This window comes from Actinomadura bangladeshensis (assembly GCF_004348335.1).
Lineage (GTDB): Bacteria > Actinomycetota > Actinomycetes > Streptosporangiales > Streptosporangiaceae > Spirillospora > Spirillospora bangladeshensis.
Genome location: NZ_SMJW01000063.1, coordinates 1 through 25,701, shown reverse-complemented (window position 1 = coordinate 25,701; position 25,701 = coordinate 1). Strand labels below are relative to the sequence as shown.

General features: G+C 71.3%; 31 protein-coding genes and 1 tRNA gene. 12 read left to right on the top strand and 20 right to left on the bottom strand.

Features of this window, described 5'->3' with window-relative positions; translation table 11 throughout:
- Positions 1-31: 31 nt before the first annotated feature.
- Positions 32-1,351, bottom strand: coding sequence for an alkaline phosphatase family protein (locus tag E1284_RS14955; RefSeq protein WP_131939678.1), 1,320 nt, complete (start codon positions 1,349-1,351; stop codon positions 32-34).
- 189 nt (positions 1,352-1,540) lie between these two features.
- Here E1284_RS14955 and E1284_RS14950 point away from each other — a divergent pair, with 189 nt between their 5' ends.
- From E1284_RS14950 to E1284_RS14940, 3 genes are all read left to right on the top strand, one after another.
- Positions 1,541-1,978: a tRNA adenosine deaminase-associated protein gene (locus E1284_RS14950; protein WP_131939677.1), complete on the top strand. Its 438-nt coding sequence runs from the start codon at positions 1,541-1,543 to the stop codon at positions 1,976-1,978.
- 55 nt (positions 1,979-2,033) lie between these two features.
- On the top strand, positions 2,034-2,471 hold the full coding sequence (gene tadA, locus E1284_RS14945) for a tRNA adenosine(34) deaminase TadA (RefSeq protein ID WP_131939694.1): 438 nt from the start codon (positions 2,034-2,036) through the stop codon (positions 2,469-2,471).
- 10 nt (positions 2,472-2,481) lie between these two features.
- Positions 2,482-2,569, top strand: a tRNA-Ser gene (locus tag E1284_RS14940).
- Positions 2,570-2,642: 73 nt separating this feature from the next.
- Here E1284_RS14940 and tgmC read toward each other — a convergent pair.
- The 8 genes from tgmC to E1284_RS14900 form a co-directional block, all read right to left on the bottom strand.
- The gene (gene tgmC / locus E1284_RS14935) at positions 2,643-3,818 is read right to left on the bottom strand and encodes an ATP-grasp peptide maturase system methyltransferase (protein WP_165965272.1); all 1,176 of its coding nucleotides are present in this window, start codon (positions 3,816-3,818) and stop codon (positions 2,643-2,645) included.
- Entirely contained in the window at positions 3,815-4,786 is a 972-nt protein-coding gene (gene tgmB, locus E1284_RS14930; RefSeq protein WP_131939675.1) for an ATP-grasp ribosomal peptide maturase, read from the bottom strand. The genes tgmC and tgmB overlap by 4 nt, the downstream gene beginning before the upstream one ends.
- 3 nt (positions 4,787-4,789) lie before the next feature.
- Positions 4,790-5,164 (bottom strand): putative ATP-grasp-modified RiPP, encoded by a 375-nt coding sequence (gene tgmA / locus E1284_RS14925; RefSeq protein ID WP_243714485.1) that lies wholly within the window; start codon positions 5,162-5,164, stop codon positions 4,790-4,792.
- Between the two features lie 161 nt (positions 5,165-5,325).
- Positions 5,326-5,841 carry a hypothetical protein gene (locus E1284_RS14920; protein WP_131939674.1) on the bottom strand — a complete coding sequence of 172 codons (516 nt, stop codon included), beginning with the start codon at positions 5,839-5,841 and terminating at the stop codon, positions 5,326-5,328.
- Positions 5,838-6,095: a hypothetical protein gene (locus E1284_RS14915; RefSeq protein ID WP_131939673.1), complete on the bottom strand. Its 258-nt coding sequence runs from the start codon at positions 6,093-6,095 to the stop codon at positions 5,838-5,840. Before E1284_RS14915 ends, E1284_RS14920 begins: the two co-directional genes overlap by 4 nt.
- Positions 6,096-6,342: 247 nt before the next feature.
- Positions 6,343-7,014: a GntR family transcriptional regulator gene (locus E1284_RS14910; RefSeq protein ID WP_279433043.1), complete on the bottom strand. Its 672-nt coding sequence runs from the start codon at positions 7,012-7,014 to the stop codon at positions 6,343-6,345.
- Positions 7,015-7,056: 42 nt separating this feature from the next.
- Positions 7,057-7,497: a UTRA domain-containing protein gene (locus E1284_RS14905; RefSeq protein ID WP_207923758.1), complete on the bottom strand. Its 441-nt coding sequence runs from the start codon at positions 7,495-7,497 to the stop codon at positions 7,057-7,059.
- Positions 7,498-7,786: 289 nt separating this feature from the next.
- Positions 7,787-8,404, bottom strand: coding sequence for a dihydrofolate reductase family protein (locus tag E1284_RS14900; RefSeq protein WP_131939670.1), 618 nt, complete (start codon positions 8,402-8,404; stop codon positions 7,787-7,789).
- A gap of 104 nt (positions 8,405-8,508) precedes the next feature.
- Here E1284_RS14900 and E1284_RS14895 point away from each other — a divergent pair, with 104 nt between their 5' ends.
- Positions 8,509-9,078 (top strand): TetR/AcrR family transcriptional regulator, encoded by a 570-nt coding sequence (locus E1284_RS14895; RefSeq protein WP_131939669.1) that lies wholly within the window; start codon positions 8,509-8,511, stop codon positions 9,076-9,078.
- A 34-nt stretch (positions 9,079-9,112) separates the two neighbouring features.
- On the opposite strand, the gene E1284_RS14890 is transcribed toward E1284_RS14895, so the two are convergent.
- Both E1284_RS14890 and E1284_RS14885 read right to left on the bottom strand, forming a co-directional pair.
- Positions 9,113-9,994: an EamA family transporter gene (locus E1284_RS14890; RefSeq protein WP_131939692.1), complete on the bottom strand. Its 882-nt coding sequence runs from the start codon at positions 9,992-9,994 to the stop codon at positions 9,113-9,115.
- Positions 9,994-10,659, bottom strand: a complete 666-nt coding sequence (locus E1284_RS14885; RefSeq protein WP_131939668.1) for a B3/B4 domain-containing protein — start codon at positions 10,657-10,659, stop codon at positions 9,994-9,996. The genes E1284_RS14890 and E1284_RS14885 overlap by 1 nt, the downstream gene beginning before the upstream one ends.
- A 292-nt stretch (positions 10,660-10,951) precedes the next feature.
- Between E1284_RS14885 and E1284_RS14880 the strand changes: the two genes are divergently transcribed.
- Positions 10,952-11,515: a helix-turn-helix domain-containing protein gene (locus tag E1284_RS14880; protein ID WP_131939667.1), complete on the top strand. Its 564-nt coding sequence runs from the start codon at positions 10,952-10,954 to the stop codon at positions 11,513-11,515.
- A gap of 95 nt (positions 11,516-11,610) precedes the next feature.
- Here E1284_RS14880 and dnaN read toward each other — a convergent pair whose 3' ends face one another.
- The 5 genes from dnaN to E1284_RS14855 all read right to left on the bottom strand — a co-directional run bounded on the left by dnaN (position 11,611) and on the right by E1284_RS14855 (position 18,001).
- Positions 11,611-12,756 (bottom strand): DNA polymerase III subunit beta, encoded by a 1,146-nt coding sequence (gene dnaN / locus E1284_RS14875; RefSeq protein ID WP_131939691.1) that lies wholly within the window; start codon positions 12,754-12,756, stop codon positions 11,611-11,613.
- Positions 12,757-12,831: 75 nt separating this feature from the next.
- Positions 12,832-13,344, bottom strand: a complete 513-nt coding sequence (locus E1284_RS14870) for a methylated-DNA--[protein]-cysteine S-methyltransferase (protein ID WP_131939666.1) — start codon at positions 13,342-13,344, stop codon at positions 12,832-12,834.
- A gap of 8 nt (positions 13,345-13,352) precedes the next feature.
- Positions 13,353-14,825 carry a DNA-3-methyladenine glycosylase 2 family protein gene (locus E1284_RS14865; RefSeq protein WP_131939665.1) on the bottom strand — a complete coding sequence of 491 codons (1,473 nt, stop codon included), beginning with the start codon at positions 14,823-14,825 and terminating at the stop codon, positions 13,353-13,355.
- A gap of 56 nt (positions 14,826-14,881) precedes the next feature.
- Positions 14,882-16,273 (bottom strand): MFS transporter, encoded by a 1,392-nt coding sequence (locus E1284_RS14860; RefSeq protein WP_131939664.1) that lies wholly within the window; start codon positions 16,271-16,273, stop codon positions 14,882-14,884.
- A 72-nt stretch (positions 16,274-16,345) separates the two neighbouring features.
- Positions 16,346-18,001 carry a serine/threonine-protein kinase gene (locus tag E1284_RS14855; RefSeq protein ID WP_165965271.1) on the bottom strand — a complete coding sequence of 552 codons (1,656 nt, stop codon included), beginning with the start codon at positions 17,999-18,001 and terminating at the stop codon, positions 16,346-16,348.
- A gap of 73 nt (positions 18,002-18,074) precedes the next feature.
- On the opposite strand from E1284_RS14855, the gene E1284_RS14850 reads away from it, so the two are divergent.
- Entirely contained in the window at positions 18,075-18,932 is an 858-nt protein-coding gene (locus E1284_RS14850; protein ID WP_131939662.1) for a helix-turn-helix transcriptional regulator, read from the top strand.
- Here the strand turns inward: E1284_RS14850 and E1284_RS14845 are convergent.
- Positions 18,929-19,273, bottom strand: a complete 345-nt coding sequence (locus E1284_RS14845; protein WP_243714486.1) for a YrdB family protein — start codon at positions 19,271-19,273, stop codon at positions 18,929-18,931. The genes E1284_RS14850 and E1284_RS14845 overlap by 4 nt on opposite strands.
- Before the next feature lie 42 nt (positions 19,274-19,315).
- Between E1284_RS14845 and E1284_RS14840 the strand changes: the two genes are divergently transcribed.
- Positions 19,316-20,446 carry a 50S ribosomal protein L11 methyltransferase gene (locus E1284_RS14840; RefSeq protein ID WP_207923756.1) on the top strand — a complete coding sequence of 377 codons (1,131 nt, stop codon included), beginning with the start codon at positions 19,316-19,318 and terminating at the stop codon, positions 20,444-20,446.
- A gap of 16 nt (positions 20,447-20,462) precedes the next feature.
- Here the strand turns inward: E1284_RS14840 and E1284_RS14835 are convergent, their stop codons facing one another.
- Complete coding sequence (locus E1284_RS14835; protein ID WP_131939659.1) at positions 20,463-21,323, bottom strand: helix-turn-helix transcriptional regulator; 861 nt, start codon at positions 21,321-21,323, stop codon at positions 20,463-20,465.
- Positions 21,324-21,426: 103 nt separating this feature from the next.
- Between E1284_RS14835 and E1284_RS14830 the strand changes: the two genes are divergently transcribed.
- The gene (locus E1284_RS14830) at positions 21,427-22,203 is read left to right on the top strand and encodes an alpha/beta fold hydrolase (RefSeq protein WP_131939658.1); all 777 of its coding nucleotides are present in this window, start codon (positions 21,427-21,429) and stop codon (positions 22,201-22,203) included.
- Between the two features lie 43 nt (positions 22,204-22,246).
- Positions 22,247-23,035 carry an SDR family NAD(P)-dependent oxidoreductase gene (locus E1284_RS14825; RefSeq protein ID WP_131939657.1) on the top strand — a complete coding sequence of 263 codons (789 nt, stop codon included), beginning with the start codon at positions 22,247-22,249 and terminating at the stop codon, positions 23,033-23,035.
- On the opposite strand, the gene E1284_RS14820 is transcribed toward E1284_RS14825, so the two are convergent.
- On the bottom strand, positions 23,032-23,427 hold the full coding sequence (locus E1284_RS14820; RefSeq protein ID WP_165965270.1) for a nuclear transport factor 2 family protein: 396 nt from the start codon (positions 23,425-23,427) through the stop codon (positions 23,032-23,034). The genes E1284_RS14825 and E1284_RS14820 overlap by 4 nt on opposite strands.
- A gap of 87 nt (positions 23,428-23,514) precedes the next feature.
- Between E1284_RS14820 and E1284_RS14815 the strand changes: the two genes are divergently transcribed.
- Both E1284_RS14815 and E1284_RS14810 read left to right on the top strand, forming a co-directional pair.
- Positions 23,515-23,970, top strand: a complete 456-nt coding sequence (locus E1284_RS14815; protein WP_131939655.1) for a MarR family winged helix-turn-helix transcriptional regulator — start codon at positions 23,515-23,517, stop codon at positions 23,968-23,970.
- A gap of 62 nt (positions 23,971-24,032) precedes the next feature.
- Positions 24,033-24,542 (top strand): GNAT family N-acetyltransferase, encoded by a 510-nt coding sequence (locus E1284_RS14810; RefSeq protein ID WP_207923755.1) that lies wholly within the window; start codon positions 24,033-24,035, stop codon positions 24,540-24,542.
- Positions 24,543-24,558: 16 nt separating this feature from the next.
- On the opposite strand, the gene E1284_RS14805 is transcribed toward E1284_RS14810, so the two are convergent.
- Positions 24,559-24,975: a nuclear transport factor 2 family protein gene (locus tag E1284_RS14805; protein ID WP_131939654.1), complete on the bottom strand. Its 417-nt coding sequence runs from the start codon at positions 24,973-24,975 to the stop codon at positions 24,559-24,561.
- Between the two features lie 146 nt (positions 24,976-25,121).
- Here E1284_RS14805 and E1284_RS14800 point away from each other — a divergent pair.
- Positions 25,122-25,701: PadR family transcriptional regulator (locus E1284_RS14800; protein ID WP_131939653.1), on the top strand; the 580-nt coding region annotated here is incomplete at its 3' end.

Genomic DNA, 25,701 nt, shown 5'->3' with positions numbered 1-25,701 from the left:
TGCCCCTGCCGGGCCGTGCGCCCGCAGGGCGTCAGGTGGGGAAGCCGTGGGTGCGGGCGTAGTCGTTGAGGCCGGCCCAGTCGTCGCCGGTGTGGCTGTGCGCCGGGTCCAGGCAGCCGAGGCTGATCGGGCGCTTCGCGTCGTAGCGGGGTGCGCGGGTGTCCGGCGGCGCGGTGAAGTCGAGGACCTCGGCGATGTTGCGGGCGGCGGCGTCCCGGACGGTCAGCGGCTCCAAGCCCCAGCGCCACTCGATGGCCTTCAGCACGGACGTGTGGTCGTACACCTCGTGCGCGACGGCGCCGCGCCGGGCCCGCGGGGAGATCAGCAGGCAGGGGACGCGGAACCCGCGCAGCCCGGTGCCGAGATCGGGACGCGGGTCGGGGCCGACGGGCGGCGGGACGTGGTCGAAGAACCCGCCCCACTCGTCGTAGTTGATCACGAACAGGGTGCGCGGCCAGTTCGGTGACGTGACGACCGCCGTGTAGACCTCGTTCAGGAACGCCTGCCCGAACCGGATGTCGGCGAGCGGGTGCTCGTCCTCGGACATGCCCGGCAGGAAGATCTCGCCGAGGAAGCCGGGCTCGACGAAGCTGACCGCGGGCAGCCGGCCGGCGGCGGCGTCGGCGCGGAACTCCCAGATGCTCCGGCTGACGTCGAGGTGGCGCAGCCCCCAGATCGCCGTGAACGGGACGTCGCTGAAGTAGTAGCGGCACGAGACGCCCGCGGCCTTCAGCCGGTCCCAGATGGTGGGGATCTCGGAGATCGTCAGCGCGTTGTTGATCCGGTCGGTCTGGGCCGCGTGCTGGAAGATCCGGTTGGGGAACGTGGACGACATGACGGCCGGGAAGTAGCGGTCGCAGACCGTCCAGTCCAGGGCGGCATGGCCGTGGAAGCCCAGGTCGGGGCCCTCGTAGTAGCCGATGGAGAAGACGTCGTTGTCGCCGGCGCGCAGCCATCCGTCGCATTTGCCGTCGTTGTACTCGGTGCGTCCGCCCGCGTAGGAGTGGTCCGGGTCCTGGAAGCCGCAGCCCCACGGCACCTTGAGGTGGTGGGTGCCGTGCGCGTTGCCGGCGGCGTCGGTGAAGGTGAGGCCCGCCTGGCGTCCGTCCGCCCCGGGGAGCCAGCCCATGTAGTGGTCGAACGACCGGTTCTCCATCATCACGACCACGATGTGGTCGATGCCGGAATCCTCCGGAGCGGGGAGTTCGGCCACGGGCGCCCGTTTTGCCGCCACGAGCTGGGCGGCATGAGCCTCGGTGGAGGAGCCCCCGGCCGCGCTCGTCGCGAGGATCGCCGCGGCGCCGGCCGTCCCGGCGAGAAACCCGCGCCTGGTGAGTTCGTCCGCGCTCATGGCGTCTCCTCCCGGATCGGGGCCGCTGTGCAGTATGCGGACTCCCGGGACGCGGGGGGAAGCACGGCGGCCGTCCGCCACCGGACAGAACCCGAAGTTTATTCACAACCTTCGCCGGGCAGTCGAAACCGGAACTGCACCCCCGCAAAGGGGTGTGACCGGGGCGTTCCCGTGGGTCAGAATGAGCACGTGTCCTACTTCGCCGCCGTGTTCGCGCAGACCCCTCAGGGCTGGGTCGGCACCGAGGCCGTCCTCGCCGAGGCGGACCACGTCGACGACGTCGCCGACCTGATGCGGGAGGCCGCCGTCGAGTCCTACGGCGACCCGGTGCTGCTGATGATCGAGCAGGACGACGACTGGTTCGCCGTCGTCCGGCTGGACGGGGAGGACGAGCCGCGCGCCTTCGTGTCCACCGTCCGGGAGGACGGGCTCGGCGCGCTGTTCCAGCAGCTCGTCGGCGAGGTCCCGGACGGCGACTCCGCCGGCGACCCGGCCCTCCTCGAAGACCTCGGCCTCGACGCGAAGCAGCTCGCCGACCTCGGCGAGCGCGCCCTCCCCGGCGACGCCCTGCTCACCGTCGCCGAGCAGGCCGGCTTCGGCGAAGAGTTCGACCGCCTCCGTGACTGACCCCGGCCGCCCGCCCGCCTCCGAGGACCCGGTGCTCGCGGGATACGCGCCGGCGATGCGGCTGGCACTGGAGGAGGCGCGGAATGCGGCGCAGGACGGCGAGATCCCGGTCGGGGCGGTCGTTCTGGACGCGTCCGGCGGGGTGATCGGTACCGGCCGCAACGACCGCGAGCACTCCGCCGACCCGACCGGACACGCGGAGATCATCGCAATGCGGGCCGCGGCGTCCGCCCTCGGGACATGGCGCCTGTCGGGCTGCACGCTGGTCGTCACGCTGGAGCCCTGCACGATGTGCGCGGGCGCGTCCGTCCAGGCCCGCCTGGACCGCGTCGTCTACGGAGCGGTCGACCCGAAGGCGGGCGCGGTCGGCTCCCTGTGGGACGTCGTCCGGGACCGCCGGCTCAACCACCGACCGGAAGTGATCGCCGAACTGATGGCCGACGAGTGCGCCGCACCGCTAATCGAGTTCTTCGCGCACCGCAGAGTCAGGTAGGCTCTCCCGCGGTGGTGTCGCCTAGTGGACGAGGGCGCACGCCTCGAAAGCGTGTGAAGGGCAACCTTCCGTGGGTTCGAATCCCACCACCACCGCCACCGCTCAAGGCCCGTTGACCAGTAAGCCAGGTCAACGGGCCTTCGTGATTTGCCCCTGTGGTGCTGTCCGGCGCTACGAGGGAAGCCGCCAAGAAGGGCCCGCGGGTGTGGCGAACCACACGCGCTGCTCTGCGGCGGTCGCGGTGATCCCAAAGCTCGACCAGTCGGGACGGCCGAGGTCGTGCCAGGTCTGGCCGGCCGACTCGATCAAGTCCCAGAGCCTGCGTGGTCCGCCCTGTTCGACACGTCGCAGGCCGTGCTCGCGGGTGGGATGGACCTCAGCCCAAGAGCCATCGGGAGCGCCCAGCCCGTAGAGCTGGAAGCCGTCTTCGTGCGTGGCCCAGTAAGGCGCGGCTTCACCGACATGGAGTTGTGCAAGGAACGCGAACGCAGCGTCGTCGAGAGCGCCAGGGCCGAGTGGCGTCTCGCGCGAACATTCGGCCTCAGGGTAGTTCGGTTCCGGAGTGGAGCCGAGGGATCGGGCGGGCATGAACCCGGCCCACTCGGGGAGGTAGCGGCCGGTCGCCGTTCCGCCTTCGTCCATGCGGGCGACGGCCATGGCCCCGCCGATCCCTCCGGCGATGTTGACGAGGACGAGCCCGCCGGGCTTGAGTTGGTCGAGCCATGCGGGAGGGATACTGGGGAACGCGCAGGTGGCGATGATCCGCTCGTAGGGCGCGCGGCCGGGATGGCCCTCGCGGCCGTCGACCGCCGCGACGGCCGGCCGGTACCCGAGGCTTTGGAGGCGCCGCCGGGCTGTGTCGACCAGTTGCTCGCTGATGTCCACGGACGTGACATTGTGCGCGGCGAGGCGTTCGCTCAGCAGTGCGGCGTTGTAGCCGGTACCCGTCCCTATCTCCAGGACCGTCATACCGTCCGCGACATCGAGAGCTTCCAGCATGCGGGCCATGAGTCCGGGTGCGGTCGAAGAACTGGTCCACGCGCCCGTACCGCGTCCGCCGGGGAGGGCGGCCTCGACCGGACGCCCATTGATCTGCGTGATCAGTGTCTCGTCGGAGTAGACGCCGTTGAGCCATTCCTCGCACTGTCCGGGTTCATCGCCGCTGACGAGCACGTATTGCGTGCCTTCCGCAGCGTGCTCGTAACGCCCGTAGGACGGGACGAAGACATGCCGCGGCACGCGGGCGAACGCAATGCGCCAGGCCGGGTCGCCGATGTCACCGGCTCGGAAGAGCCGGTCGGCGAGGGCGGCGGCACGCCCGCCCGCATCATGATCGGTCCCGGTCAACGCATGCCCCTCTCCAGCGCATCGGCGATCGACGCCGCGATCGGCAACTCGCAGTGATGGGCGAGCCATCCCCATTCGCCGTTGGGGTTGATGTCACCGAGGAAGACCCATTCTCCACGCGGGTTGATGGCGAAGTCCGCCGCACAGTAGACCAGCCCGAGTCGATCCAGGCATGACCGTAGACCGGCGCGCACGCCGCCGGGGACGGGTGCGACCTCGTACTGGTGTGCGGCGTAGTCGGCGCGCCAGTCGATCCGGCCCTCGGGCGAGTCGGCGTGGATCACGACGGCGAACATGTCGTCACCGACCACGGTGACGCGAGCCTCCGCCCGCTTCGGCACCCATTCCTGGAAGCAGTGTGCGGTCATGCGGACCGCTGGATCATCGAGCATGGAGAGGTCGTCGATCGACGTCGCGTACAAGATCTTCGTCGTCCTCGCTTCGATGTGCACCGACCCTGCGAGCGGCTTGTAAACGATCGGGGCACCGACCTCTTTCGCCCATGCGAGGGCGTGCTCGGGAGAATTGCCGACGAACGTCCGCGGGATGCGGAGCCCGGCGGCGACGGCCGCCGAAAGCTGGACCGGCTTGTACTCGGCGGCTGCCGCGTGTTGTGGGTGGTTCACCCATGCGCAGTCCAGTGCTTGGAGAACACCGCCGAAGCCGATGCGCGCCTCACCGTAGGACCAGAGCTGTTCGGGCTGCGTCATACCGTCCGGTAGTTCGAACTGCCCCGGGCGCCGGTAATAGGCGCCGGCGACGGAGTCCAGCCGAACCGAGCGGTGGTCACCGACCAGCGAGCCCGACCATGTGCCGGGCCCGCACTCCCCCGACAACGCCAGTCGCTGCGGGAAGTCGGCCGCATCGAACCGCATGACCGGGGTTCCGCGCTCGTTGAGTTCGTGGACGACCCGGTCGGCCGTACTGTCTTCGCGGTTCGTGATGACGAGAATGGTGGGAGTCGTCACCGCTCAATCCTTGGTCGTCTCTTCGGGGGACGGCTTGCTCCCGTCAGGAGTACCCGTCGTCTCCTTCGTTCCGCCTTTGTGCTTGAACACGGGGCGACCTGTGGCCACGTCGACCGTCAGCTGCGATACGGGGTCATAGGTCATCGGCTCGGCCGAGGGGACGATGCGGGGGTCGGGCAGGCGAACGAACCGCAGCCCCCACGGCCGGACGCCCGACGCCGACGGCGGTTCAGTGCTCGCAGCGTGCACTTCCGGAGCGGGGTCGAGGGGGAACAGGTCGCCGACCCGCGCGATCAGACCGCGGGATTCGCCGTCCGGCGAGCAGAGCAGCCCGTTCGGCCGCTCGGGATCGAGACGCGAGATCATGCGCTTCTCCATGGTTCCGGGAGTCCGCTGACCTGAACTCCCTTGTGTTGTTCCGGCTGCCGAGAGAGGGCGGACGCGCCCTCTCTCGGCAGATGAAAGGGGTGTGCTTGTGAGCTTCGTGCTGTCGTGCAGGCGCACTTGAGCCGGTGGCCGGCTCCCGTTACGGAGCCTGCTCACGGGCAGTCGTCGCTCTTATGGACGTACTGCCGGCACCTCTCTAGGAGCCGCCGGAACCGGCCCGGCGGCGGGAAGAAGAGATCGGTCGGCTGAGGACGGATGGCCGGTTCGGCAGACACCCGTCTGGCGTGTGTCCCGATGGCGTTCGCACGCGTGTGAGTAGCCCCGTGCGCAGGACGTGGACGAACTGCCTGACCGACCGTCCGTGCCCGAGATGGGCCTGCCGCGCCCGACTGGGCGCCCTGCCGTCCAGCGTCCGGCGACCAGGCCCCCGACGATCGGGATGCCAATCGTGCCGGCACGGCGATTTCACCGATCCGCGTAAGCAGGGCGCGCGGGTCCCTGAACTCCTCCAGGCGGTCACCGCGCAACAGCCAGAACGAGCCGGTGAACTCGCCCGCCCAGGCGACCACTCCCGGCAGCATTCGCTGCGCCTCGGCGAGCACGACACCGGGGTCGACCTCGACCATGCCCCATGGGGGACGGCCGACCCCGTCGACGGTGACGGTCATGACGCCGACTCGTTGAAGCCTCGTTCGACCGTTTCGGCGATCTCGATCCGTCCGGCCAGGGTGTGCTGGGCCTCGCAGACGATCACCAACTCGGTGATCGACCGCGCCGTCACCGTCTCCAAGCACCCGTGGCCGAGCTGGTAGTCGGTGAGCGGCCCGAGTCGCTTGGCGACGAGTTGCCCATCAATCCGCTCCGTGCACCAGCCAGGGCACAGGCCGCTCAGGTCGATCGGCGTCCTGGGGGTGTCTAGCATGGCGGCACCTCCTCCGTTGGGGATGGTGGCCGCGCGGTCGGGAGAGGTCTCCCAATCTCAGCCCCGACCGCGCGGCGGTTCCTTCCGCTTCCGTCGTGGCCCGCGATCTGCGCTGAGGGGTTGGAGTCCTGCGCTACCAGATCAGGGGGACACGATAAGAATCACTTTAATGCCTATCGCGATAAGCATACAAGAGGAGAAGGTAGAAGGGTGCGCCCATTCGGCTGACTTGAGACGTAAGTGCAGGTCAGACGCTTAGTCGGTACAGCAGCTCGTACAGGTGGGAGCCCTTGATCAAGATCGACGCCTCGACGGGGCGGTCCTCATCGGAGTAGACGACCCGGAACTGGCGGATGACCGGGACGTTCGGCAACGACAGCAGGTCGGCCTCCTCGTCCGTCGGCATCCGCGCCGAGACCGCGTCGACGTAGTGGCGCTGTGGAAGCCCCACGTCTGTCAGCACGCGCGGTGCACCGCCGCGGATCCTCCGCCGTTCGGCCAGTTCCGTGCCACGAGCCAACTCCAGCGGGTAGTACGACCATTCGACTTCGACGGGCCGCCCCCCGTGTCGCAGCAAGCGGTGGCGCATCTGCACCCGCTCCCCGGCGGTCAGCCCGAACGCTCCGGCGACCTCGAGCGGTGCCACCACTTCGCCGACGTCCAGCAGTTCGTAGGAATAGCCGCCCGGCGCGGGCTCGAAATAGGCCCCGGCCTCGACCCGGAACGGCTGACGGTCCCGGACGAAGACGCCCTTGCCCTGCCGGCTCGTCAGATACCCCTCGCCCTTGAGCACAGCCAGGGCCTTCTGCACGGTGGTGTTGGACACCCCGAACTCGCCCACAAGGTGGGCGGTGGAGGGGAGTTGGGTTCCCGGTGCGAGTTCGCCCGCCATGATTCGAGCCCTCAGGCTCGCAGCCATCTGCTCGTACGGTGGCCGCTCGTCGGCTCGTTTTGCCACTGGTCAACCCGCAATCAGCCGGTAGCGCAGACGACGGTCCTGCGGGACCATCACCATCACCGACGCTTCGAATGGCACCCCTTCGGCGGTCAGGGAGGTGCGCCACAATACGATCACCGGCGCGCCCTCCGGCAGGGCGAGTTCGGTTGACTCCTCCGCTGTGGCAGCGCGCACTTCGATCTCCTCCCGGGCCTCATGCACGGTGTATCCGAGATCAGCCAGAAGAGTGACCGCACCGCCCTTGATCTTGCCCGGCCGGGCGAGCGCCGTCCCAGCCGCGATACCGGCCGGATACCAGGAATCGGCCTGCTCGACCGGTCGGCCGTCCAGCAAGATCGTCCGCCGTCGGACGACGGCCGCGGCTCCTTCGGGGAGCCCCAGCGCTTCGGACACTTGCGCGGGCGGGAGCTTCTCACCGACCTCGCGAATCTTTTGGGTTCCCACGCGTCCAGCGTCTGCCACCTCCTGGGACCAGGCATCCGCCTGATTCGCTCCCCGCGGAGACAGATAGGGCAACGAGCTGGCAATCCACATGATGCACCCTCCGAACTGGCCTACTTCTCGCGAAAGCCATTATGGAACCCATCATGCATGCCTGCGTCTCAGCCGACCGTGATGAGGGCTACACCGACGACCGCTACGGCCATGCCGACGCGTTGGACGGTTCGCAGGGGATCGCTGTGTCCATTCTCGTGGCAGCGGGTTGAGCCCTGCCAGGGCCGACTCGGAGCCTTCAGGTCCGGGGGTCGGGGGCCGTGTCGGTGGGGCGGTCGTAGGTGAGGATCGCGGCGCCGGTGCCGAGGACGGTGTGGTCGGTCAGTTCCCAGGTGCGCGGGTCGAAGGCGGCCGTGCGGGAGAACAGCGGGATGCCGGTTCCGATGGTCAGCGGGCCGACCTTGAGGATGAGCCGGTCGATCTCGCCGTACAGGGCGCCGGCGAGTTCGCCGCCGCCGAGCAGCCAGATGTCCTTGCCGTCCTGGCGCTTGAGCTCCCGGACCTTCTCGGCGGGGTCGGTGGCGACGAGTTCGACGGCGGGGTCGGGGCTCTCGGCGAGGGTCCGGGAGAAGACCAGGTGCCGCAGGTGCGGGTACGCGTCGGTGATCCCGGCCTTCAACCCGATCTCGTAGCTGCGGCGCCCTTCCAGGACGGTGTCGAAGCAAGTGCCCTGCGCGGTGACCGACAGCGCCGTCCGCGCCGGCCCGGGGAGGGTCTCGGGGTAATTGGCCACCAGGTGCTCGATGTAGTCGGCGGGGATGGGCCAGAAGCCGTCCGGGCCGGTGGGGTCGGCGCCGTCCGGGCCGGCGATGAAGCCGTCGAGGGTGGTGGCGATGTAGTAGACGAGCTTTCGCATGGGGACGCCCTTCTGGACACTGCAATCGTAGTACTGTGCTTGAAGTGGTCTGAACGTTAGTACTTCACTTGCAGTGGTGTCAATCGTCCCTTGTGGAGGCCCCCATGCGACAGAACCCGACCCGGCGCACCGCGCTCCTCGACGCCGCCATCGACGTCCTGGCCCGCGAGGGCTCGCGCGGTCTGACGCTGCGCGCGATCGACAAGCAGGCGGGCGTGCCCACCGGCACCGCCTCCAACTACTTCGCCGACCGCGACGAGCTGCTCACCCAGGTGATGCGCCGCACCCGCGAGCGCCTCACCCCCGATCCCGAGGCGCTCGCCGAGACCATGAGGCAGGCGCCGTCGCACGAGCTGGCCGCCGAGCTGATGCGCCAGCTGCTGGCCCGGATGCGCGGCGACCGCGCCGGCAACCTCGCCATGCTGGAACTGCGCCTGGAGGCCACCCGCCGCGCCGGCCTGAACGCCGAACTCAGCGAGTTCCTCACCGAGGAGCATCAGGAGGTCGTCGACTACCACGTGAACGCGGGCCTGCCGGGCGACCGCACCGGCGTCGCCCTGCTCTACTTCGCCATGTCGGGGCTGATCGTGGACGACCTCACCGCGCCCGCGCTCCTGGAGCCCTACTCGACCGACGACCTCATCGAGCAGATGGTGAACCGGCTCCTTCCCTGACCGCGCCGCCGAATACCGCTACGCCACCGACGTCTCAGCCGACCGTGACGAGGGCTACGCCGGCGACGGCTATGGCCATGCCCACGCGTTGGACGGTGCGTAGGCGTTCGCTGTAGGCGACTCTTGCGAGCAGGACCGTGATGGCCGGGTAGAGGGACGTGAGGACGGCGGCCAGGCTGAGCATGCCGTCGTGGACGGCGAGGAAGTACAGGACGTTCGCGCCCGCGTCCAGGCTGCCGGACAGGAGCGCCAGCCCGATCAGCGTCCGTCCGGACACGCGCGGGCCCTTGTCGCCGCCGCGGAACGCCAGGAAGAGCAGCGCGGCGATGACGATGACCAGGTTGCCAAGGCGCGCACCGACGATGGGCCACAGGCCGCTGCCGTCCCCGGCCTCCTTCAGCAGGACGAAGAAGACGCCGAAGCAGATACCGGATACGCCGGCCATGACCGGGCCCGAGTCGAGGAGCCGCCGCCAGCCGTCCGCGCGCGGCGCCGCGGCTCTCGCCGGGTCGTCCGCCTCCATGCTGACCAGGGCGATCGCCACGAGGCACAGCAGGACCCCGACCAGGACGGACGCATCGAGCCGCTCGCCTTCCGCGATGCCCACGCCGACGGGCAGGACCGCGGCGGCCAGTGCCGACACCGGCGCCACCACGCTCATCGGGCCGCGCGCCAGCGCCCGGTAGAAGGTGATCAGACCGGCGCCGCCGGAGATGCCGGCGACGAGACCCCACGTCATCGGCCCGGTGCTCGGGCTGCCGCCGCTGAGCAGCGCCGACACCAGGACGACCGCGAGGCCGATCGGAACGCACCAGGTCAGGGCCCGGATCGCGGTCGCTCTGCGGGTCACGGTGCCGCCGAGGAAGTCGGCGACCCCGTACGCCAGCGCGGCGCTCAGCGCGAGGACGGTGACCATCACCGCCCGCCGATGAGCCGGCTTTCGATCCGCACGTCCGGCGTGACGACGCGGAGCCGCTCGGCCAGCCGGTCGCCGGCCTCGGTCAGCCGCTCGATCGGGTACGGCTCCAGGCGCTCGAGGAGGAACAGGGCGTTCTTGGTGTCCTCGGTCAGCCGGGTGCGGACGCACTGCCGCCAGTTCCAGCGCCGGCACGTCACGCCCGCGTCGTCCCGCCAGACGACCTCGCCCGCGTTCGGGTGCTCCACGGCGGGCTCGCCGCCCGCGACCACGTCGAACGGCTCGTCCCCGGTGGCCCTGACCAGCCGGGCGGGCCCCTGGTAGGCGTCGAGGTCCTCGCCGCCGATCGGAAGCGCGTACTCGACGCTCACCGCGTTGTAGGCGTCCACGACCCTGTTGATGGACGGGAGCGCGTCGGCACGCCGGAGCAGGGCGTCCACCGACGGGCGCGTCCGCTGCGGCTTGGCCCCGAACGCCCGGTACGCCTCGCGCCACGCCTCCACATGCGGGTCCCCGGCGTCCGCCTTCCCCGCGGCCTCGGCCAGCCACCCCTCGGAGACCCGATCGCTGAGCCCGTTCGCCAGGCCCTCGGCGGTCATGACGAGCACGGCGAAGTCCGGCCGCAACTCCAGCACGGCCTCGTCCACCCCGACCCGCTCCAACATCCGAACCCCTCCACCGGTCACTTTAATGACATCCACATACCACTATACCGACCGACGCCCTTCGCAACCAGCGATAACGTCATCGTGCAGCGAGGCGCTCCAACGCCGTCCGGCGCCGCACTGTGTGCGCGCGGGACGACAAGCGGCAAGCGATGCCAACCACGTCACGGTTGCGTGGGGGCCGGCTTGGGACTGCGGGAGACTGATCGGTGTGGAGTGGGCGAGGCGCGCGCCGTCACTGGCGGAGGGCCTCCGTTCGTCTGGCGGCAACGCCGAATAGGGCTGGAGGGTGATGGGCGGGCAGGAGGCGATCGGGGAGGCCGTGGCGCGGACCGTGCGCGCACTGCGGGCCGGACACGGGTGGAGCCTGGACGAGCTCGCCGGGCGCGCCGGGGTCAGCAAGGGCGTGCTGGTCGGGCTGGAGCAGGGGCGCGGCAACCCGAACCTCGGGACGCTCATCCGCATCTCGGACGCGCTCGGCGTGCCGCTGACGCGGCTGGTGCAGGTGGAGGAGGAGCCGCCGGTGCGGATGTTCCGGCCCGAGCGGCATGTCGTCCTGTGGGAGGGCGAGCACGGCGGGACGGGGACGCTGCTCGCCGGAAGCGACCCGCGGCCGTCGCTGGAACTGTGGAACTGGGTGCTCCAGCCCGGTGAGACGCGGGAGAGCGACGCGCACGTGCCCGGCACCAAGGAGATCGTCTACGTGGAGGAGGGCACGCTGACCCTCGGTGTCGACGGCCGCACGGACCTCGTCCAGGAGGGAGCCGCGGCCGTGTTCGTCGGCGACCGCCCCCACTCGTACGGCAACGCGAGTGAGGATGAGGTTCGGTTCGTCCTCGCCGTCCTGGACCTCTGACCCCGTCCCCGCCCTGGGCAGGGGCGCGGTGGCCCGGGTCATGACGTCGAGCCCCGCGGCGGGCGCCGTTCCGGGTGGGCCGATGGCGGCGCGGCTCAGGAGGTCAGGCGGACGGGCATGGCCAGGTAGCGGTAGCCCGTGTCGGTTTCGGGTGGGGTCTCCTCGTCGTCCTTCTTGTCGGGGATGGCGGTCAGGAGGGCGGCCTTCGTGGGGCCCGCGCATTCGAGGCGGGCGTATTCGGTGTCGATGCTGGCCAGGCCGTCCAGGAGGTACTGGGGGGCGAAGGCGATGTCGATGTCGTCGCCGGTGAGGGTCGCGGAGAGGGCCTCGTTGGCGCGGGCGGAGTCGCCCGTGGCGGCGCGGATGCGGACCTCGTCGGCGGTGAAGGCGAGACGGATGGGGGTGCCGCGCTCGGTGACGAGCGCGGCGCGTTTGATCGCCTCGACGAACGGGGCGACGGGGATCTCGGCGACGGACGACCAGGTGCCGGTGAGCCGGGACCGGTAGTTGATGTACTGGTCGTCCAGCAGGCGGCTGGTCATGCTGCGGCCGCCGCCGGAGACGCCGATGAGGGTGTCGGCGGTGCCGCCGAGGTCGATGGCGACGTCCGCGCCGCGCTTGATCGCCTTGGCGGTGTCGGCGAGGGTGCGGGCGGGGACGACGACGCCGGCGGTGAAGGTGGGGTCGTCGGGCGACCAGGTCAGCTCGCGGGCGGCGATGCGGTAGCGGTCGGTGCAGGCGAGCCACATCGTGTCGCCCTCGATGTCGATGCGGACGCCGGTGAGCATCGGCAGCGTGTCGTCGCGTCCGGCGGCCGGGGTGACCTGGGCGACCGCGGTGGCGAACAGGTCGCCGGGGATCGTGCCGGCGCGGGCGGGCGGCTCGGGGAGGGTCGGGTAGTCCTCGACCGGCAGCGTCAGCAGGCCGAACTCGGCCGGGCCGCACCGGACGACGACCTCCGAGCCCTTGGTGAAGACCTCCACCGGATGCGGCGGCAGATTGCGGACGATGTCCGACAGCAGGCGGCCCGGGACGAGCACCCGGCCCGGTTCGGTGACGGTGGCGTCCTCACGGGCGTGTGCGGACACCTCGTAGTCGAACCCGGCCAGGGTCAGTTCGCCCTTGTCGGTGGCCTCGATGAGCATGCCCGCGAGGACGGGCAGGGCTGGGCGCGTCGGCAGCGTCCGCGCCGCCCACGCGACGGCGTCGGCGAGCGTCTGCCGGTCGACTCGGAACTCCACCTCGGTCACCCTTCCCACGGTGAACGTCTACGTCGAGCACGTTAGCCGCCGCCACTGACAAAGAGTCAGAAGAGCTCAGAAGAGCATCGCCTCGCCGGCTCCGGTGCGGATCTTGCGCTCGAAGCCGAGGAGGTAGCGCTTGCGGTCGAGGCCGCCGCCGTAGCCGGTCAGGGAGCCGGTGGAGCCGACGACCCGGTGGCAGGGGACGATGACGCCGACCGGGTTGCGTCCGTTGGCGAGGCCGACCGCACGGGACGCGGACGGGTTGCCCAACTCGGCGGCGAGTTCACCGTAGGTCGTCGTCTCGCCGTAGGGGATCTCCTGGAGCGCCGTCCAGACGCGCTGCTGGAACGGTGTCCCGTGGAGGTCGAGCGGCACGTCGAACTCGGTCAACTCCCCCGCGAAGTACGCGGTGAGCTGTGCGGCGACGGTGGCGAAGGGTTCGGTGTCCGGGTCGCCGGGTGCGCCGAAGGTCTCCTCCGCCGGCAGGTGCCGCTGCTTCTCCATGTAGAGCCCGGACAGGGCGCCGCCTGTGGCGACCAACGTGAGAGGGCCGACGGGGCTGTCCAGGATGACGTGTGCAGGCATGAGGCTCCTCAGTGTGCCGGAAGCAGGTTGATGGGGTGGTCGCCCGTGGCCCACAGGTATTGGACGGCATAGGCCCGCCAAGGACGCCACTGGGCGGCGCGCCGCGTGAGGGCGGCCGGGGTGCTCGGGAGGTCGAGGGACCTGGCGGCGGCCCGGATTCCCAGGTCGCCTGGGATGAACGCGTCCGGGTCGCCGAGGGCACGCATCGCGATGGTCTCGATGGTCCACGGACCGAAGCCGGGTAGTTCGGCCAAGCGCGCGCGGGCCTCCTCCCAGTCGCTCCCTACGCCGAGGTCGACCTTCCCGTTCGCCAGTGCTTCCACAAGGGTGATGAGCGTTGTGCGACGGGTCTTCGGGAACGCCAGGTCCTCCGGGTCGAGTTCGGCTAGGGCAGACGGTGCCGGGAAGAGATGCGTCAGCCCGCCGCCTGGGTCGTCGATGGGGTCGCCGTAGGCGGTGACCAGGCGTCCTGCGTGGGTGCGGGCGGCGGCCGTCGACACCTGCTGCCCCAGGACGGCCCGGACGGCGAACTCGGGGGCGTCCACGGTGCGCGGTACACGCCGTCCAGGGGCCTCGTCGACCAGCGGGGCGAGCACGGGGTCGGTGCGGAGCAGGTCGTCCACGGCGACGGGGTCGGCGTCCAGGTCGAGCATCCAGCGGCAGCGGCTGATCGCGATGGTGAGGTCGCGCAGGTCGGCAAGGTTGAGCGTGCACGCGATGTGGTCGGGCTGGGGCCGGAGGGTCGCGATGCCGTGTCCGTGGGGGAGCCGCATGGCGCGACGGAACGCGCCGTCCCGCCATTCCTCCACGCCCGGGACGGCGGTGGCCGTGAGGTGGCCGAAGAGGTTGTCCGGGCAGAGCGGCGCACGGAAGGGCAACCGCAGGGAGAGTACGCCTGAGCCGGCCGGTGGCCGCCCGTTGGCAACACGGTCGCGCAGGGCGGAGGGCGTCAGCGCGAAGACCTCACGGACGGTGTCGTTGAAGGCGCGGATACTGGCGAACCCGGCGGCGAAAGCAACATCCCCCATGGGAAGGGCAGTCGTTTCGATGAGGAGCCGCGCCGTCTGGGCACGCTGGGCTCGCGCTAGAGCGAGTGGACCTGCGCCCAGTTCGGCATTGAGCTGCCGTTCGACCTGACGTGTGCTGTAGCCGAGCCGTGTTGCAAGGCCGGGCACGCCCTCCCGGTCGACGACACCGTCCGCGATGAGGCGCATGGCCCGCGCGACGACGTCCGCCCTGTGGTTCCACTCGGGGGAGCCGGGGGACGTGTCCGGCCGGCACCGCTTACAGGCCCGGAAACCGGCCTGCTGGGCCGCCGCCGCGCTGGGGTAGAAGCGCATGTTCTCCGGCTTGGGCGGGACGACGGGGCAGCTCGGACGGCAGTAGATCCCGGTGGTCACCACCCCGGTGAAGAACCATCCGTCGAAGCGGGCGTCCTTCGACTGGACGGCCCGTACGCACCTCTCCACGTCCTCGTGCATGCACCCAGCATCACCGATGCCGGCACGCACCCACTAGCGAGAAAACGACATCATCGTCACCGCCACTCAGGCCGGCGCAGGAAGGTGCCGGTGAGGGCCGCTCCGGCGAGGACGATCAGGGCGTTAACCGCGATCGCGGTGTGGACGCCGCCCAGCACCGACGAGTTCGCGGTGGCCACGGCGCTCATCACCGGGATGCCGAGGGTGATCGCGACCTGCTGCGTCATGGTGGCGAGGCCGGTCGCGAGGCCCTGCTCGCCGTCCGGCAGCCCGGACGTCGCGATCCCCATGAACGCGACGATCGCGACGAGGTTCCCGAAGCCGCCGATCGCGGTGGCGGCGAGCAGCAGGCCGAGGCCGCCGCGCGAGTCGCCGAGCCCCAGGAGCACGGCCGTCGCCGCGGCCTGGAGGACGAGCCCGGAGACGAGCGTCGCCCGGCCGCCGAGCCGACCCATGATCCGGGGCGCGGCGACGCCGCCGGCGAAGGTTCCGGCGCCGAGGACGCCGAGTGCGAGGCCCGTGGCCAGCGGCGAGAAGTCCAGGACCTTCTGGAAGTAGAGCGTCAGCAGGAACACCAGCGATGTTTCGGTGGCGAAGGCGACGAACCCGCCCACGTTGCCCCAGGTGACGGTCCGGCGGGTCAGCACGCGCAGCGGCGCGAGCGGGGCCGGTGCGCGCCGCTCGATGAGCACGAACGCCACCAGCAGGACGGCCGCGGCCCCGAGCGCGGTGATCGCGGCCGGCGACATCCGCGATCCGGCCGCCGTGATCCCGTACACGAGGGCGAGCAGCCCACCGGTAACGGTCACCGCGCCTGGAACGTCCAACTTCGCCCTGTCTCGCGTCCGGCTTTCACCGATCACGACCGGCGTGATCGCGAAGATCAGCACCGCGACCGGAACGTTGACCAGGAACGCCCAGCGCCAGCTCAGCAGGTCGGTGAGCACGCCGCCGAGGATCGCGCCGACGGTGAACCCCGCCGACATGAGCGCACCGCTGAGTCCGAGTGCCCGCGTCCGGAGCGGTCCCTCCGGGAAGGACGTCGTGATCAGCGACAAGGCCGCCGGTGTCGCGATAGCCGTGGCCAGTCCTTGCATGACGCGCCCGAACAGCAGCATCGCCGGTGACAGGGCCAGCCCGCCGATCAGCGACCCTCCGGCCAAGAGGGCCATGCCCGTGAGCAGCATCCGGCGCCGTCCGAACAGATCGGCCACGCGACCGAACAGGAGCGTGAAACCGGCGGCGGGGAGAGCGAACGCCGTGGCGATCCACTGCAGGTCGTCCAGGCTGAAGCCCAGGCCCCTGCCGACGACGGGCAACGCCACGTTCAGGATGGAGAAGTCGATGGCGAGCATGAACTGCGCGCCGAGCAGAAGGGTCAGTACCAGCTTGTGCCGCGACGACATCCGCTCGGTGGGGGCGGAGACGTCGGTGGTGAGTGCGGTCATGCCTGCGACGATCGCGCCGTAGGGCGCGCTTACCCAGCCCCCGCCCGGTCGTACCACTCCCAGTAGCAGGACTCAGGACGACGAGGTCAGCGCATCCAGACGGGTCGTGGCGTAGTCCCTCATCTTCTCGTCGTGCAGAAGATCGGCGATGTCGCGGGCCTGCTCGTACATGGCCATCGCCTCGTCTCGGCGATCGGTGTCGCGGAGGCACCCGCCGAGCTTGCACCGGGTCCAGCCCTCCATGAGGCGGTCGCCGCGCTCGGTGGCGATGTCCAGGGCGCTCTCCAGCGCCTCCCTCGCCGCGTCGAACCTCTTCCTCCCGCGCGCGGACTCGCCGAGGTCGTACCAGGCCCACCCCTCCCGGCGGTCGTCCCCGATCTCCTTCGCGGTGTGGGCGGCACGCCGGTACAGCGACTCCGCGGCCTCGGGTTCGTCCTGCGCCAGCGCGCAGCGCGCCCTGCCGTTCAGCGCCTCGATCTGGATGTCCGGATGCGCTCCAGACGCGGCCACCCCCGCGTCGTAGCGGGCGGCGGCCTCCGCGTCATCGCCGCGACGCAGCGCGAGGCTGCCGAGGTTGCACAGGTTCCACGCGCGCAGCACGGTGTCGCCGACCTCCTCGGCGATGGCGAGCGCCGCGGCGAACGCCTCCCCCGCCGGCTCGTACTCGCCCCGCCGGTGCCGGCAGACGCCGATGCCGTCCCACGCCCAGCCCTCATCCTGGCGCGCTCGGACGGCGGCGCAGGCGCCCCGTGCCTGCTCGAACAGCGTCTCGGCGCGGTCGAACCGGCCCGAGTAGCGTGCGGCGTGCGCCTGGTCCAGCAGGCTGCTCGCCGCGAGCGCGGCGTCCCCGGCCGCGACGGCGATCGCGTGCAGGCCGAACGCGATGCCCTCGGCGCGGGCGTGCTCGTGCTCGTCCCGCGCGTCCAGGTAGGCGGTGCGGAGCAGTTCCACGTGCGGCCGGTCCGCCAGCGCCTCGCACAGCGTCCGGACGGACGGCCGGTGGTCCGGGTCCTTGGCGAGCGACCGGCCGACGATGCCGCGCAGCCAGCCGGGGACACCGGAGATGTCCGGTTCCACGGTCAGGATCTGGTTGATGATCGCCGGTTCCGAGTCCGCCGTGAAGCACGGCCGGCCGGTCGCCGCGTAGGCCATCACCGCGCCCCAGGAGAACACGTCCGCCGCCTCGGTGGGCTTCCTGTTCTCCACGAGCTCAGGGGCGATGTAGCTCCACGTGCCGATCCTCCTGGTCGTGATCCGGGTCTTGTCGACGTGATGGGCGATGCCCAGGTCGATGAGGACCGGCTCCCCGCCCGCCATGATGATGTTGGCCGGCTTCACGTCCCGGTGGATCAGGCCCGCGGCGTGCAGGGCGCGCAGGGCCCGCGCCAGGCCGAGACCGAGCCGGCGGAGGCCGTCGCGCCCGAGCGGACCCGCCGACACGACCGCGTCCAGCGGACGTCCCTGGACGTACTCGGTGACCAGGTAGGGGGCGGGGCCCGCCAGGTCGGCGTCGACGAACGCGGCGACATGCGGGTCGGTGACCTTGCGCAGCGCGGCGGTCTCCCGCTCGAACCTCCGGTGCCCGTCCTCGCTGCGGAAGGCGATCCGGTTCATGGTCTTCAGCGCGACGATCCGGCCGTCCGGCGCCCGCCCCAGATGGACGGTGCCCATCCCGCCCTCGCCCAGTTCGGACAGCAACTCGTAGGTCCCGAACCGCTGTGGGTACATCCGGCCCCCGCCTCCCTCACCCGGACAAGTGCGGAGCAACCGTAACGCAGCCGCCGCCGGTAGCCTCGGCGGCATGGCGCGCACCACCGAACTCGGCGAGTTCCTCAGGTCGCGGCGGGCGCGGCTGCGGCCCGAGGACGTCGGCGTCCCCTCGTACGGGACGCGGCGGCGCGTCCCCGGGCTGCGGCGCGAGGAGCTCGCGCAGCTCGCCGGCGTCAGCGTCGCCTACTACATCCGGCTCGAACAGGGCACCGCCGACGGCGTTTCGGCCGAGGTCCTCGACGCGGTCTCGGCGGCGCTGCGGCTGGACGGCGACGAGCGCGCCCACCTGCACCGCCTCGCGCACCCGCCGCGCCGCGCGCCGGTCGCGGAACCGCCGCGCCTGCGGACCCCGCTCCGCCATCTGCTCGACTCGATCACGCACGCGCCCGCCTACATCGTCGGCCACTACACGAACGTGGTCGCCTGGAACCGCCTCACCGCCGCCGTGTTCGTCGACCTCGCGAACGTCCCGCCGGACGAGCGGACCTGGTCGCACCAGATCCACCTGAACACCGACTACAAGGCCCGGCTCGGCGGCAACTGGCCGGTCGTGGCGCGCCGCAATGTCGCCTACCTGCGGTTCCGCGCCGGGCAGGACCCGGACGACCCGCGCCTGCGCGCGCTGATCGACTGCCTGCGGGAGCGCGCCCCCGAGTTCGCCGGGATGTGGTCCGACCACCACGTCACGGACCTGACCCATGGCGAGGCCCGCATCGACCACCCGCAGGTGGGACGGCTCGTCCTGCCGTTCGAGACCCTGCATCTGCCCGGCGACCCCGACCTCAGCCGCCTGATGCTGTACGCGGCCGAGCCGGGCTCGCCTTCGGAGGCGGCGCTCAAGAAGCTGGCCGAGACGTCCACCCACCTGTCGAGCGCGGACCTCGGCTAGACGGCAGTGCGGAAATGGGCTTCGCGGTCAAGCGTCGCCAGGGTGGTGTTGAGGACGGCCACAACGGCGAACGCCACCGCCACTGCGGGATGGCCCACGCCATAGAACGCCAGTGCGCCCGCGCCGAAGACGGCGGCCTTCACCAGGAGGATGAGCGGTAGCGCGACCTTGAAGCGGGCGCGGGGCGCGGCGAACAGGCCCCACACGACCATCGCGGCCACCGGCGCGCCCACGCCCAGGATGATGTTGACGAGGATGTTCCCGCCGGCCGTGAAGCCCCACCAGGCCAGTGCGACGATGGCCGCGACCTCCAGCAGGAAGGCGAGGCCCTCGTTCAGCACATGCAATGGCCCAGGTAGACGCACCCCGATACCGTACTGCTCGTGGACGACATCTCCTGGCGGGAGGGCGGCCGGGATCATCGCGTCCGCTGGCGGTCGGAGAGCGGTGCCCCGCCGCCCCACCGCGTCGTGGTCGCGGACGACGAGACCCGCGCGGACGACGCCTACAGGCTGGCCTGCGAGGGCACCGCGCTGCTGTGGCGCGGCGACTTCCAGAACGCCCGGCAGCTCCTCCAGGCGATGGCGCGGCGGATCGACCGCCCGCCGCGGCGGCGCAAGCGCAAGCCGGAACCGTCCCAGGTGCAGGCTTTCCACCTCCACCGGCAGGCACGAGCCCAGCGCGCGCGGACGCTCGGCATGCTGCTCATCCCGTTCGACCCGGGACACGTGATCCCGCTACGCCGGGCACCTTCCGTGCAGGACGCCTGTACGGAGGCGTATGGGCCGGACGACCAGCCGTACGTCGTCTCCTTGCGCGAGCTGCTGGGCGTGATCGGCGCCCATGAATGGCGCGAGAAGGGCGTCCCCATCCCCGCGTTGGGCGGCGACCGGATCCACCCGCACTACGGGGTGTTCTCGCCGATCAGAGGGGAGTACGTCGACCTGGTCGGCGAGGCGCCGCTTCCCTCGACGGCGACGGCGTTCGACATCGGAACGGGGACGGGCGTCCTCGCGGCGGTTCTGGCCCGTCGCGGTGTGGAGCGCGTTGTCGCCACTGACCTCGACCCGCGCGCGCTTGCCTGCGCCCAGGAGAACATCAACCGGCTGAAGGTGGAAGGCGAGGTCGAGGTCGTCCAGGCCGACCTGTTCCCGCCGGGACGTGCCGGGGTCGTCGTCTGCAACCCGCCGTGGGTGCCCGCCAAGCCCAGCTCGCCCCTCGAACACGCCGTCTACGACCCGGGCGGACGCATGCTCCGCGGATTCCTCGGCGGCCTCGCCGACCATCTGGAACCGGGCGGTGAAGGCTGGCTGATCCTGTCCGACCTGGCCGAACACCTCGGCCTCCGCACCCGGGACGAACTCCGCGCGCTGTTCGCGTCGTCCGGTCTGGATGTCGCGGGGAGGCTGGACACCCGTCCCGTCCACCCGCGCGCCGCCGACCCCGACGACCCCCTGCACGCCGCACGCGCCGCCGAAACGACGTCGCTCTGGCGGCTGCGGCCGTCCACCTGACCGCCTGCGGGAGCGCTCAGGGGTGGACGTGGCTGCGGTGCGCGGTCTCGGGGCCGATGACGCGCAGCAGCGCGAGGGCATCGGACGCCGCGGTGCCGGGCGGCGGGGTGAAGACGACGAGGCGCTGGTCCTCGGCCGGAGTGAGCAGGACCTCCGCATCGAACTCGATCGGCCCGACCTCCGGGTGCAGCACCCGCATCCGGCTGGTGCGGCGGACGGCGACCTCGTGCAAGTCCCAGAGCCGCGCGAACTCGCCGCTCGCCTCCCGGAGGCGCCCGACGAGCGCCCGCGCCGGTTCGTCGGCGCCGCGGCGGGCGACGGCGGCGCGCAGGTCGGCGACGTGCAGGCGGCTGTAGTGCTCGTGCTCCTCCGGCGGGTACGCCTCCCGGACGAACGGGTCGGTGAACCACCGCCAGATGATGTTGCGATCCGGCCCCTCGACGGTGCAGACGCACCCGAAAAGGGATTCGGCCATGGCGTTCTGCGCGAGCAGATCCCCGAGGTCGCCGATGATGTGCGCGGGCGTCTCGTCCAGCCGGTCCAGGAGGTGGAGCAGGCCGGGCCGGACGTGCTCGCCGGCGAAGGGGCCGGCGGGCGGCCGGTGCCCGGCGAGGACGTACAGGTGGTCGCGCTCGTCTCCGGTCAGCCGCAGCGCGCGGGCGAGCGCGGTCAACACCTGCGCGGACGGCTGCGGGCTCCGCGCCTGCTCAAGGCGCATGTAGTAGTCGGCGGACATGCCCGCGAGCTGCGACACCTCCTCGCGGCGCAGCCCCGGCGTCCGGCGCCGCGGGCCCGACGCGAGGCCCACGTCCGCCGGGCGCAGCCGCTCCCGCGAGCGGCGGAGGAAGTCGGCGAGGTCGCGGCGGTTCATCTCCATGCCCCCATGATCCGTGCTCGGGCCCCGGTTGAGGCTAGGACCGTTCGTCCTAGTAAGAGCGGTCCGCTCCTCATGCCGTCCGCGCGCTGGCAGCGTCGGGGGCATGACGCACCTGACCGTTGGAAACACCCGAATCGGCTACCGGACGGAGGGCTCGGGGCCCGCGCTCGTCCTCGTCCACGGCGTCGGCCCCGGCGCCGGCATGTGGGACGCGCTCGTCGACCGGTTCAGCGACCGGCACACCGTGATCCTGCCGGACCTCGGCGGCTCCGACGTCGCCGAGGACGACGGCTCGCCGCTGACCATCGAGGCCCTCGCCACCCAGGTCAACGCCGTGATCGAGGACGTCGGCGGCGGGCCGGCGGACCTGGTCGGCTTCTCGATGGGCGCGCCGACGGCCGCCGCGGCCGCCGCGCTGCGTCCCGACCTCGTCCGGCGCCTGGTCCCCGTCGCGGGCCTCGCGCACGGCGGCGACGAGTACCTCCGGCAGCTGGTCGACGCGTGGCTCAGCCTCACCGGCAACCCCGAGGCATTCGGCCGGCTCGGGACCCTGGCCGCCTACACCCCGCCCTTCCTGGCCGGCCTCGGGCACGAGGCGGTCGAGCAGTTCCACGGCTTCATGAGCCCCACCGACGCCCGGCTGCGCCAGCTCGACCTCCTCCAGCGGCTCGACATCCGGGAGCTGCTCGCGAAGATCGAGGCGCCGACGCTGGTCATCGGCTGCACGCAGGACCGGACGGTCCCGGTCGCCAACCACCGGGAACTGGCCGCGGGCATCGCCGGCAGCGAGTACGTCGAGCTGGACGCCGGGCACGTCGTGCCGATGGAGCGGCCGGACGAGTTCGTCAAGCTCATCCGGGACTTCCTCGGCCGTCCTTGACCGGCACTGTCAGTCGGGGCGTGCGCCGAGCACGATGGAGGACATGCGTCCCATCGATCAGCAGACGATTCTCATCACGGGCGCGACCGACGGCCTCGGTCGCGCCCTGGCCGCGCAACTGGCCGCCGAAGGCGCGACGGTCCTCGTCCACGGACGGGACGACCAGCGCGGCAAGGCGACCCTCCAGGAGATCGGCGGACGGGCGTCCTGGTACCGCGCCGACCTGTCGTCGCTGGCCGAGACCCGCGCGCTCGCCGAGGCCGTCCGCGCCGACCATCCGCGTCTGGACGTGCTGGTCAACAACGCGGGCATCGCCGGGCCGGACGCGTGGACGGCGAGCGCGGACGGCCACGAGTTGACGTTCGCCGTGAACTACCTGTCCGGATACCTGCTGACACGGCTGCTGCTGCCGACCCTGACCGCCTCGGCCCCGGCCCGGATCGTCAACGTCAGCAGCCTCGGCCAGCAGGCGATCGACTTCGACGACGTGATGCTCGAACGCCGCTACCGCAGCTTCGGCGCCTACTGCCAGAGCAAGCTCGCGCAGGTGCTGTTCACGATCGACCTGGCCGACGAGCTGGCCGGGACGGGCGTCACCGCGAACGCCCTGCACCCGGCCACCTTCATGCCGACCAAGATGGTGTCCACTCCGGCCAGCACCCTCGAAGAGGGCGTCGAGGCCACGCACCGCCTCGTCACCGATCCGGCCTTGGACGACGTCTCCGGCCGCTTCTTCAACGGCCTCCGCGAGGCCCGCGCCGACGACCAGGCCTACGACCCCGAAGCCCGAGCCCGCCTGCACGCTCTGTCCGACACGCTCACGTCCCCCTAAGCCGCGTCGGCGGCGTTCGCCACCTCCCAGACCGGACGCGCCTGGATCCGGGAGAGGCGCCAGCCGTCCGGCGTCCGGGCGGCCCGCAGGTCGTAGCGCTCGCCCAGCATGCGCGGCCCCTCCTCGTGCGCGAAGACGACGAGGAGGTTCGCGCTGATCGCGGCCGTGTCGCCGTCGACGTCGATGAGCGGGTCGGTGATGAAGTGCTGGGTCGGCACCGTGTGGTTGCGGCGCGCCTGCTCGATGAGGGCGTCGGCGCCCTTCGAGACGCCGCCGGGGGTGTGGACCTCGGCGTCCTCGGTGAACAGGGCGCGGCCGTCGCCGAAGTTCTTGTCGTCCAGCCAGCGCCCGAGGCGGCTGACGAGCGCGGACAGCTGCTGACGATCGTCCATGACCACTCTTTCATTGGCTTGTCCAACATTGGCGCGGCCAACACTAGCGTTCGTTGGCCGTGCCAACAAGCCCGTAGACTGAGCGGCATGATGACGGCCGACGCCCGGACGCCCGCGCGCCTCCGGCATGCCCCGAGCTGGCTGATCAGTCTCGTCTCGGCGCACAGCCACCGCCTGGTCGGCGCCGGCTTCGCCGCGGCCGGCGCCCGCGGCTACCACTACCGTCTGCTCGCCGCCCTCGCCGAGTACGGCCCGTCCAGCCAGGCGGACCTCGGCCGCACCACCGGAATCGACCGCAGCGACGTCGTCGCCGCCCTGAACGAACTCGCCGCCAAGGGCCTGGTCGACCGCTCTCCCGACCCGTCCGACCGGCGCCGCAACATCATCACCCTCACCCCGGACGGCACCCGCCACCTCCGGGAACTGGACGGGGTCCTGACCGGCATCCAGGACGAGCTGCTCGCGCCGCTCTCCCCGGTCGAACGCGAGCAGCTCACCGGCCTGCTGACCCGCCTCGCCGACCACCACGCGAAGAGCCGGTAAATCGCTCGCACCCGCCGAACGCCCGGCCGTAGGCTCGGCCCCCCTCCCGAAAGGAGCCGCCTATGCCTCCCGCGATCAGGCTCGCAGAACTCCCGCCCGCCGCGATGGCCGCACTCCTGGACGCCGACCTGCCGCGCGCTTGCGCCGCAGCCGGAATCCCCCTCACCGGCTACTTCACGACCGACGAGGCGAAGTCGCTCTGGGCCTTCCGCCTCGCCCAGCTCGGCAGGGACCCCTCCCACGCCCCCTGGCTCGTCCGGGCCGCCGTCGCGGAGCCGGAAGGGCACGTCGTCGGCCACGCCGGCTTCCACGGCGCACCGGAGAACGGCACGTTGACGATCGCCTACTCCGTCGACCCGGCCCACCGCCGCAAGGGCTACGCCCGCGCGATGCTCGCCGCGCTCCTCGACCGCGCCGCCGCCGAGCCCGCCGTCACGACCGTCCGCGCCACGATCAGCCCGGACAACAGGGCGTCCCTCGCCACGATCGCGGGCCAAGGCTTCACCTACATGGGCGAACAGTGGGACGAGGAAGACGGCCGCGAACTGATCTTCGACCGCCCCACCCATTGACCCCCGCACACTCCGCTTACTGCGGCTCTGCCACCGTCGCCTGTGCGCCAGAGGCCTCGCGTTCGATCCGGTCGAACTGGGCGCCCATCGCCTCGGCGAGGGCCTTGGCGGCCGAGAGCGGGCGCACCATCACGGTGAGGTCGTCGATCAGGCCGTCCTCGTCGAGGTGCAGGAAATCGCAGCCCTGAACCTGGAGGCCGTTCACCGTCGCCTGGAACACGAGCGCGTGGTCGCGGCCGTCCGCGCTGACGATCTCCCGCACGTAGCGGATGTCCTGGAACACCCTCGCCGCGCCCCGCACGATCGCCGCGGTGATCGCCTTCCCCTCGTACGGCCTGAACACCACCGGGCTCGTGAACACGGCGTCCTCCGCGAACAGCCCCTCCAGAGCCGCGACGTCGCCGGCCTCCACCGCTCGGCGGAACGGATGCATGGGACCCCCCGATATGAAACTTGTTGACTAGGTGCGGATAACACTAGCCCTGGCCAGGCCCGGTAGTCCAGCACGGCGGGGCATGCGGATAGTCACGAAATTGATTAATGGCCGAAGCACCCATCACCGCCGCTAGGCTCGGAGTCATGTCGCTGCGCAACGCGGTCCTGGCCACGCTCCTGGAGGGCGAGGCATCGGGGTACGACCTGGCGAAGAGCTTCGACGCCGGGGCCGCCAACTTCTGGATGGCCACCCCGCAGCAGCTCTACCGGGAACTGGACAAGATGGCGGTCGAGGGCCTCATCCAGGCCCGCGTCGTCCAGCAGGAGCGCCGCCCCAACAAGCGCCTGTACTCCCTCACCGTCGCCGGCCGCCGCGCCCTGCACGACTTCACCGCCACACCGCCCCGGCCGGGCGCGATCCGCGAAGAGCTCATGGTGCAGGTGCAGGCCGTGGACGCGGGCGACCCCCGCGCGGTCATGAACGCCATCCGCGAGCGCATGACGTGGGCCGAATCCAAGGTCGCCCGCTTCGAACGCCTCCGCGCCCGCGTCCTGGACGGCCGCACCGAGGACGAGTACCTCGCCACCGCCGACCGCGGCCTCATCCAGGCCCGCGTCGTCCAGCAGGAGCGCCGCCCCAACAAGCGCCTGTACTCCCTCACCGTCGCCGGCCGCCGCGCCCTGCACGACTTCACCGCCACACCGCCCCGGCCGGGCGCGATCC

Excerpts from the sequence above, each read along its gene's own strand:
- E1284_RS14955 (WP_131939678.1), bottom strand. The coding sequence starts at position 1,351 with ATGAGCGCGGACGAACTCACCAGGCGCGGGTTTCTCGCCGGGACGGCC.
- tadA (WP_131939694.1), top strand. The coding sequence starts at position 2,034 with ATGCGGCTGGCACTGGAGGAGGCGCGGAATGCGGCGCAGGACGGCGAG.
- tgmA (WP_243714485.1), bottom strand. The coding sequence starts at position 5,164 with ATGGAGAAGCGCATGATCTCGCGTCTCGATCCCGAGCGGCCGAACGGG.
- E1284_RS14920 (WP_131939674.1), bottom strand. The coding sequence starts at position 5,841 with ATGACCGTCACCGTCGACGGGGTCGGCCGTCCCCCATGGGGCATGGTC.
- E1284_RS14915 (WP_131939673.1), bottom strand. The coding sequence starts at position 6,095 with ATGCTAGACACCCCCAGGACGCCGATCGACCTGAGCGGCCTGTGCCCT.
- E1284_RS14910 (WP_279433043.1), bottom strand. The coding sequence starts at position 7,014 with ATGGCTGCGAGCCTGAGGGCTCGAATCATGGCGGGCGAACTCGCACCG.
- E1284_RS14900 (WP_131939670.1), bottom strand. The coding sequence starts at position 8,404 with ATGCGAAAGCTCGTCTACTACATCGCCACCACCCTCGACGGCTTCATC.
- E1284_RS14895 (WP_131939669.1), top strand. The coding sequence starts at position 8,509 with ATGCGACAGAACCCGACCCGGCGCACCGCGCTCCTCGACGCCGCCATC.
- E1284_RS14890 (WP_131939692.1), bottom strand. The coding sequence starts at position 9,994 with ATGGTCACCGTCCTCGCGCTGAGCGCCGCGCTGGCGTACGGGGTCGCC.
- E1284_RS14885 (WP_131939668.1), bottom strand. The coding sequence starts at position 10,659 with ATGTTGGAGCGGGTCGGGGTGGACGAGGCCGTGCTGGAGTTGCGGCCG.
- E1284_RS14880 (WP_131939667.1), top strand. The coding sequence starts at position 10,952 with ATGGGCGGGCAGGAGGCGATCGGGGAGGCCGTGGCGCGGACCGTGCGC.
- E1284_RS14870 (WP_131939666.1), bottom strand. The coding sequence starts at position 13,344 with ATGCCTGCACACGTCATCCTGGACAGCCCCGTCGGCCCTCTCACGTTG.
- E1284_RS14865 (WP_131939665.1), bottom strand. The coding sequence starts at position 14,825 with ATGCACGAGGACGTGGAGAGGTGCGTACGGGCCGTCCAGTCGAAGGAC.
- E1284_RS14860 (WP_131939664.1), bottom strand. The coding sequence starts at position 16,273 with ATGACCGCACTCACCACCGACGTCTCCGCCCCCACCGAGCGGATGTCG.
- E1284_RS14855 (WP_165965271.1), bottom strand. The coding sequence starts at position 18,001 with ATGTACCCACAGCGGTTCGGGACCTACGAGTTGCTGTCCGAACTGGGC.
- E1284_RS14850 (WP_131939662.1), top strand. The coding sequence starts at position 18,075 with ATGGCGCGCACCACCGAACTCGGCGAGTTCCTCAGGTCGCGGCGGGCG.
- E1284_RS14835 (WP_131939659.1), bottom strand. The coding sequence starts at position 21,323 with ATGGAGATGAACCGCCGCGACCTCGCCGACTTCCTCCGCCGCTCGCGG.
- E1284_RS14830 (WP_131939658.1), top strand. The coding sequence starts at position 21,427 with ATGACGCACCTGACCGTTGGAAACACCCGAATCGGCTACCGGACGGAG.
- E1284_RS14825 (WP_131939657.1), top strand. The coding sequence starts at position 22,247 with ATGCGTCCCATCGATCAGCAGACGATTCTCATCACGGGCGCGACCGAC.
- E1284_RS14820 (WP_165965270.1), bottom strand. The coding sequence starts at position 23,427 with ATGGACGATCGTCAGCAGCTGTCCGCGCTCGTCAGCCGCCTCGGGCGC.
- E1284_RS14815 (WP_131939655.1), top strand. The coding sequence starts at position 23,515 with ATGATGACGGCCGACGCCCGGACGCCCGCGCGCCTCCGGCATGCCCCG.
- E1284_RS14810 (WP_207923755.1), top strand. The coding sequence starts at position 24,033 with ATGCCTCCCGCGATCAGGCTCGCAGAACTCCCGCCCGCCGCGATGGCC.
- E1284_RS14805 (WP_131939654.1), bottom strand. The coding sequence starts at position 24,975 with ATGCATCCGTTCCGCCGAGCGGTGGAGGCCGGCGACGTCGCGGCTCTG.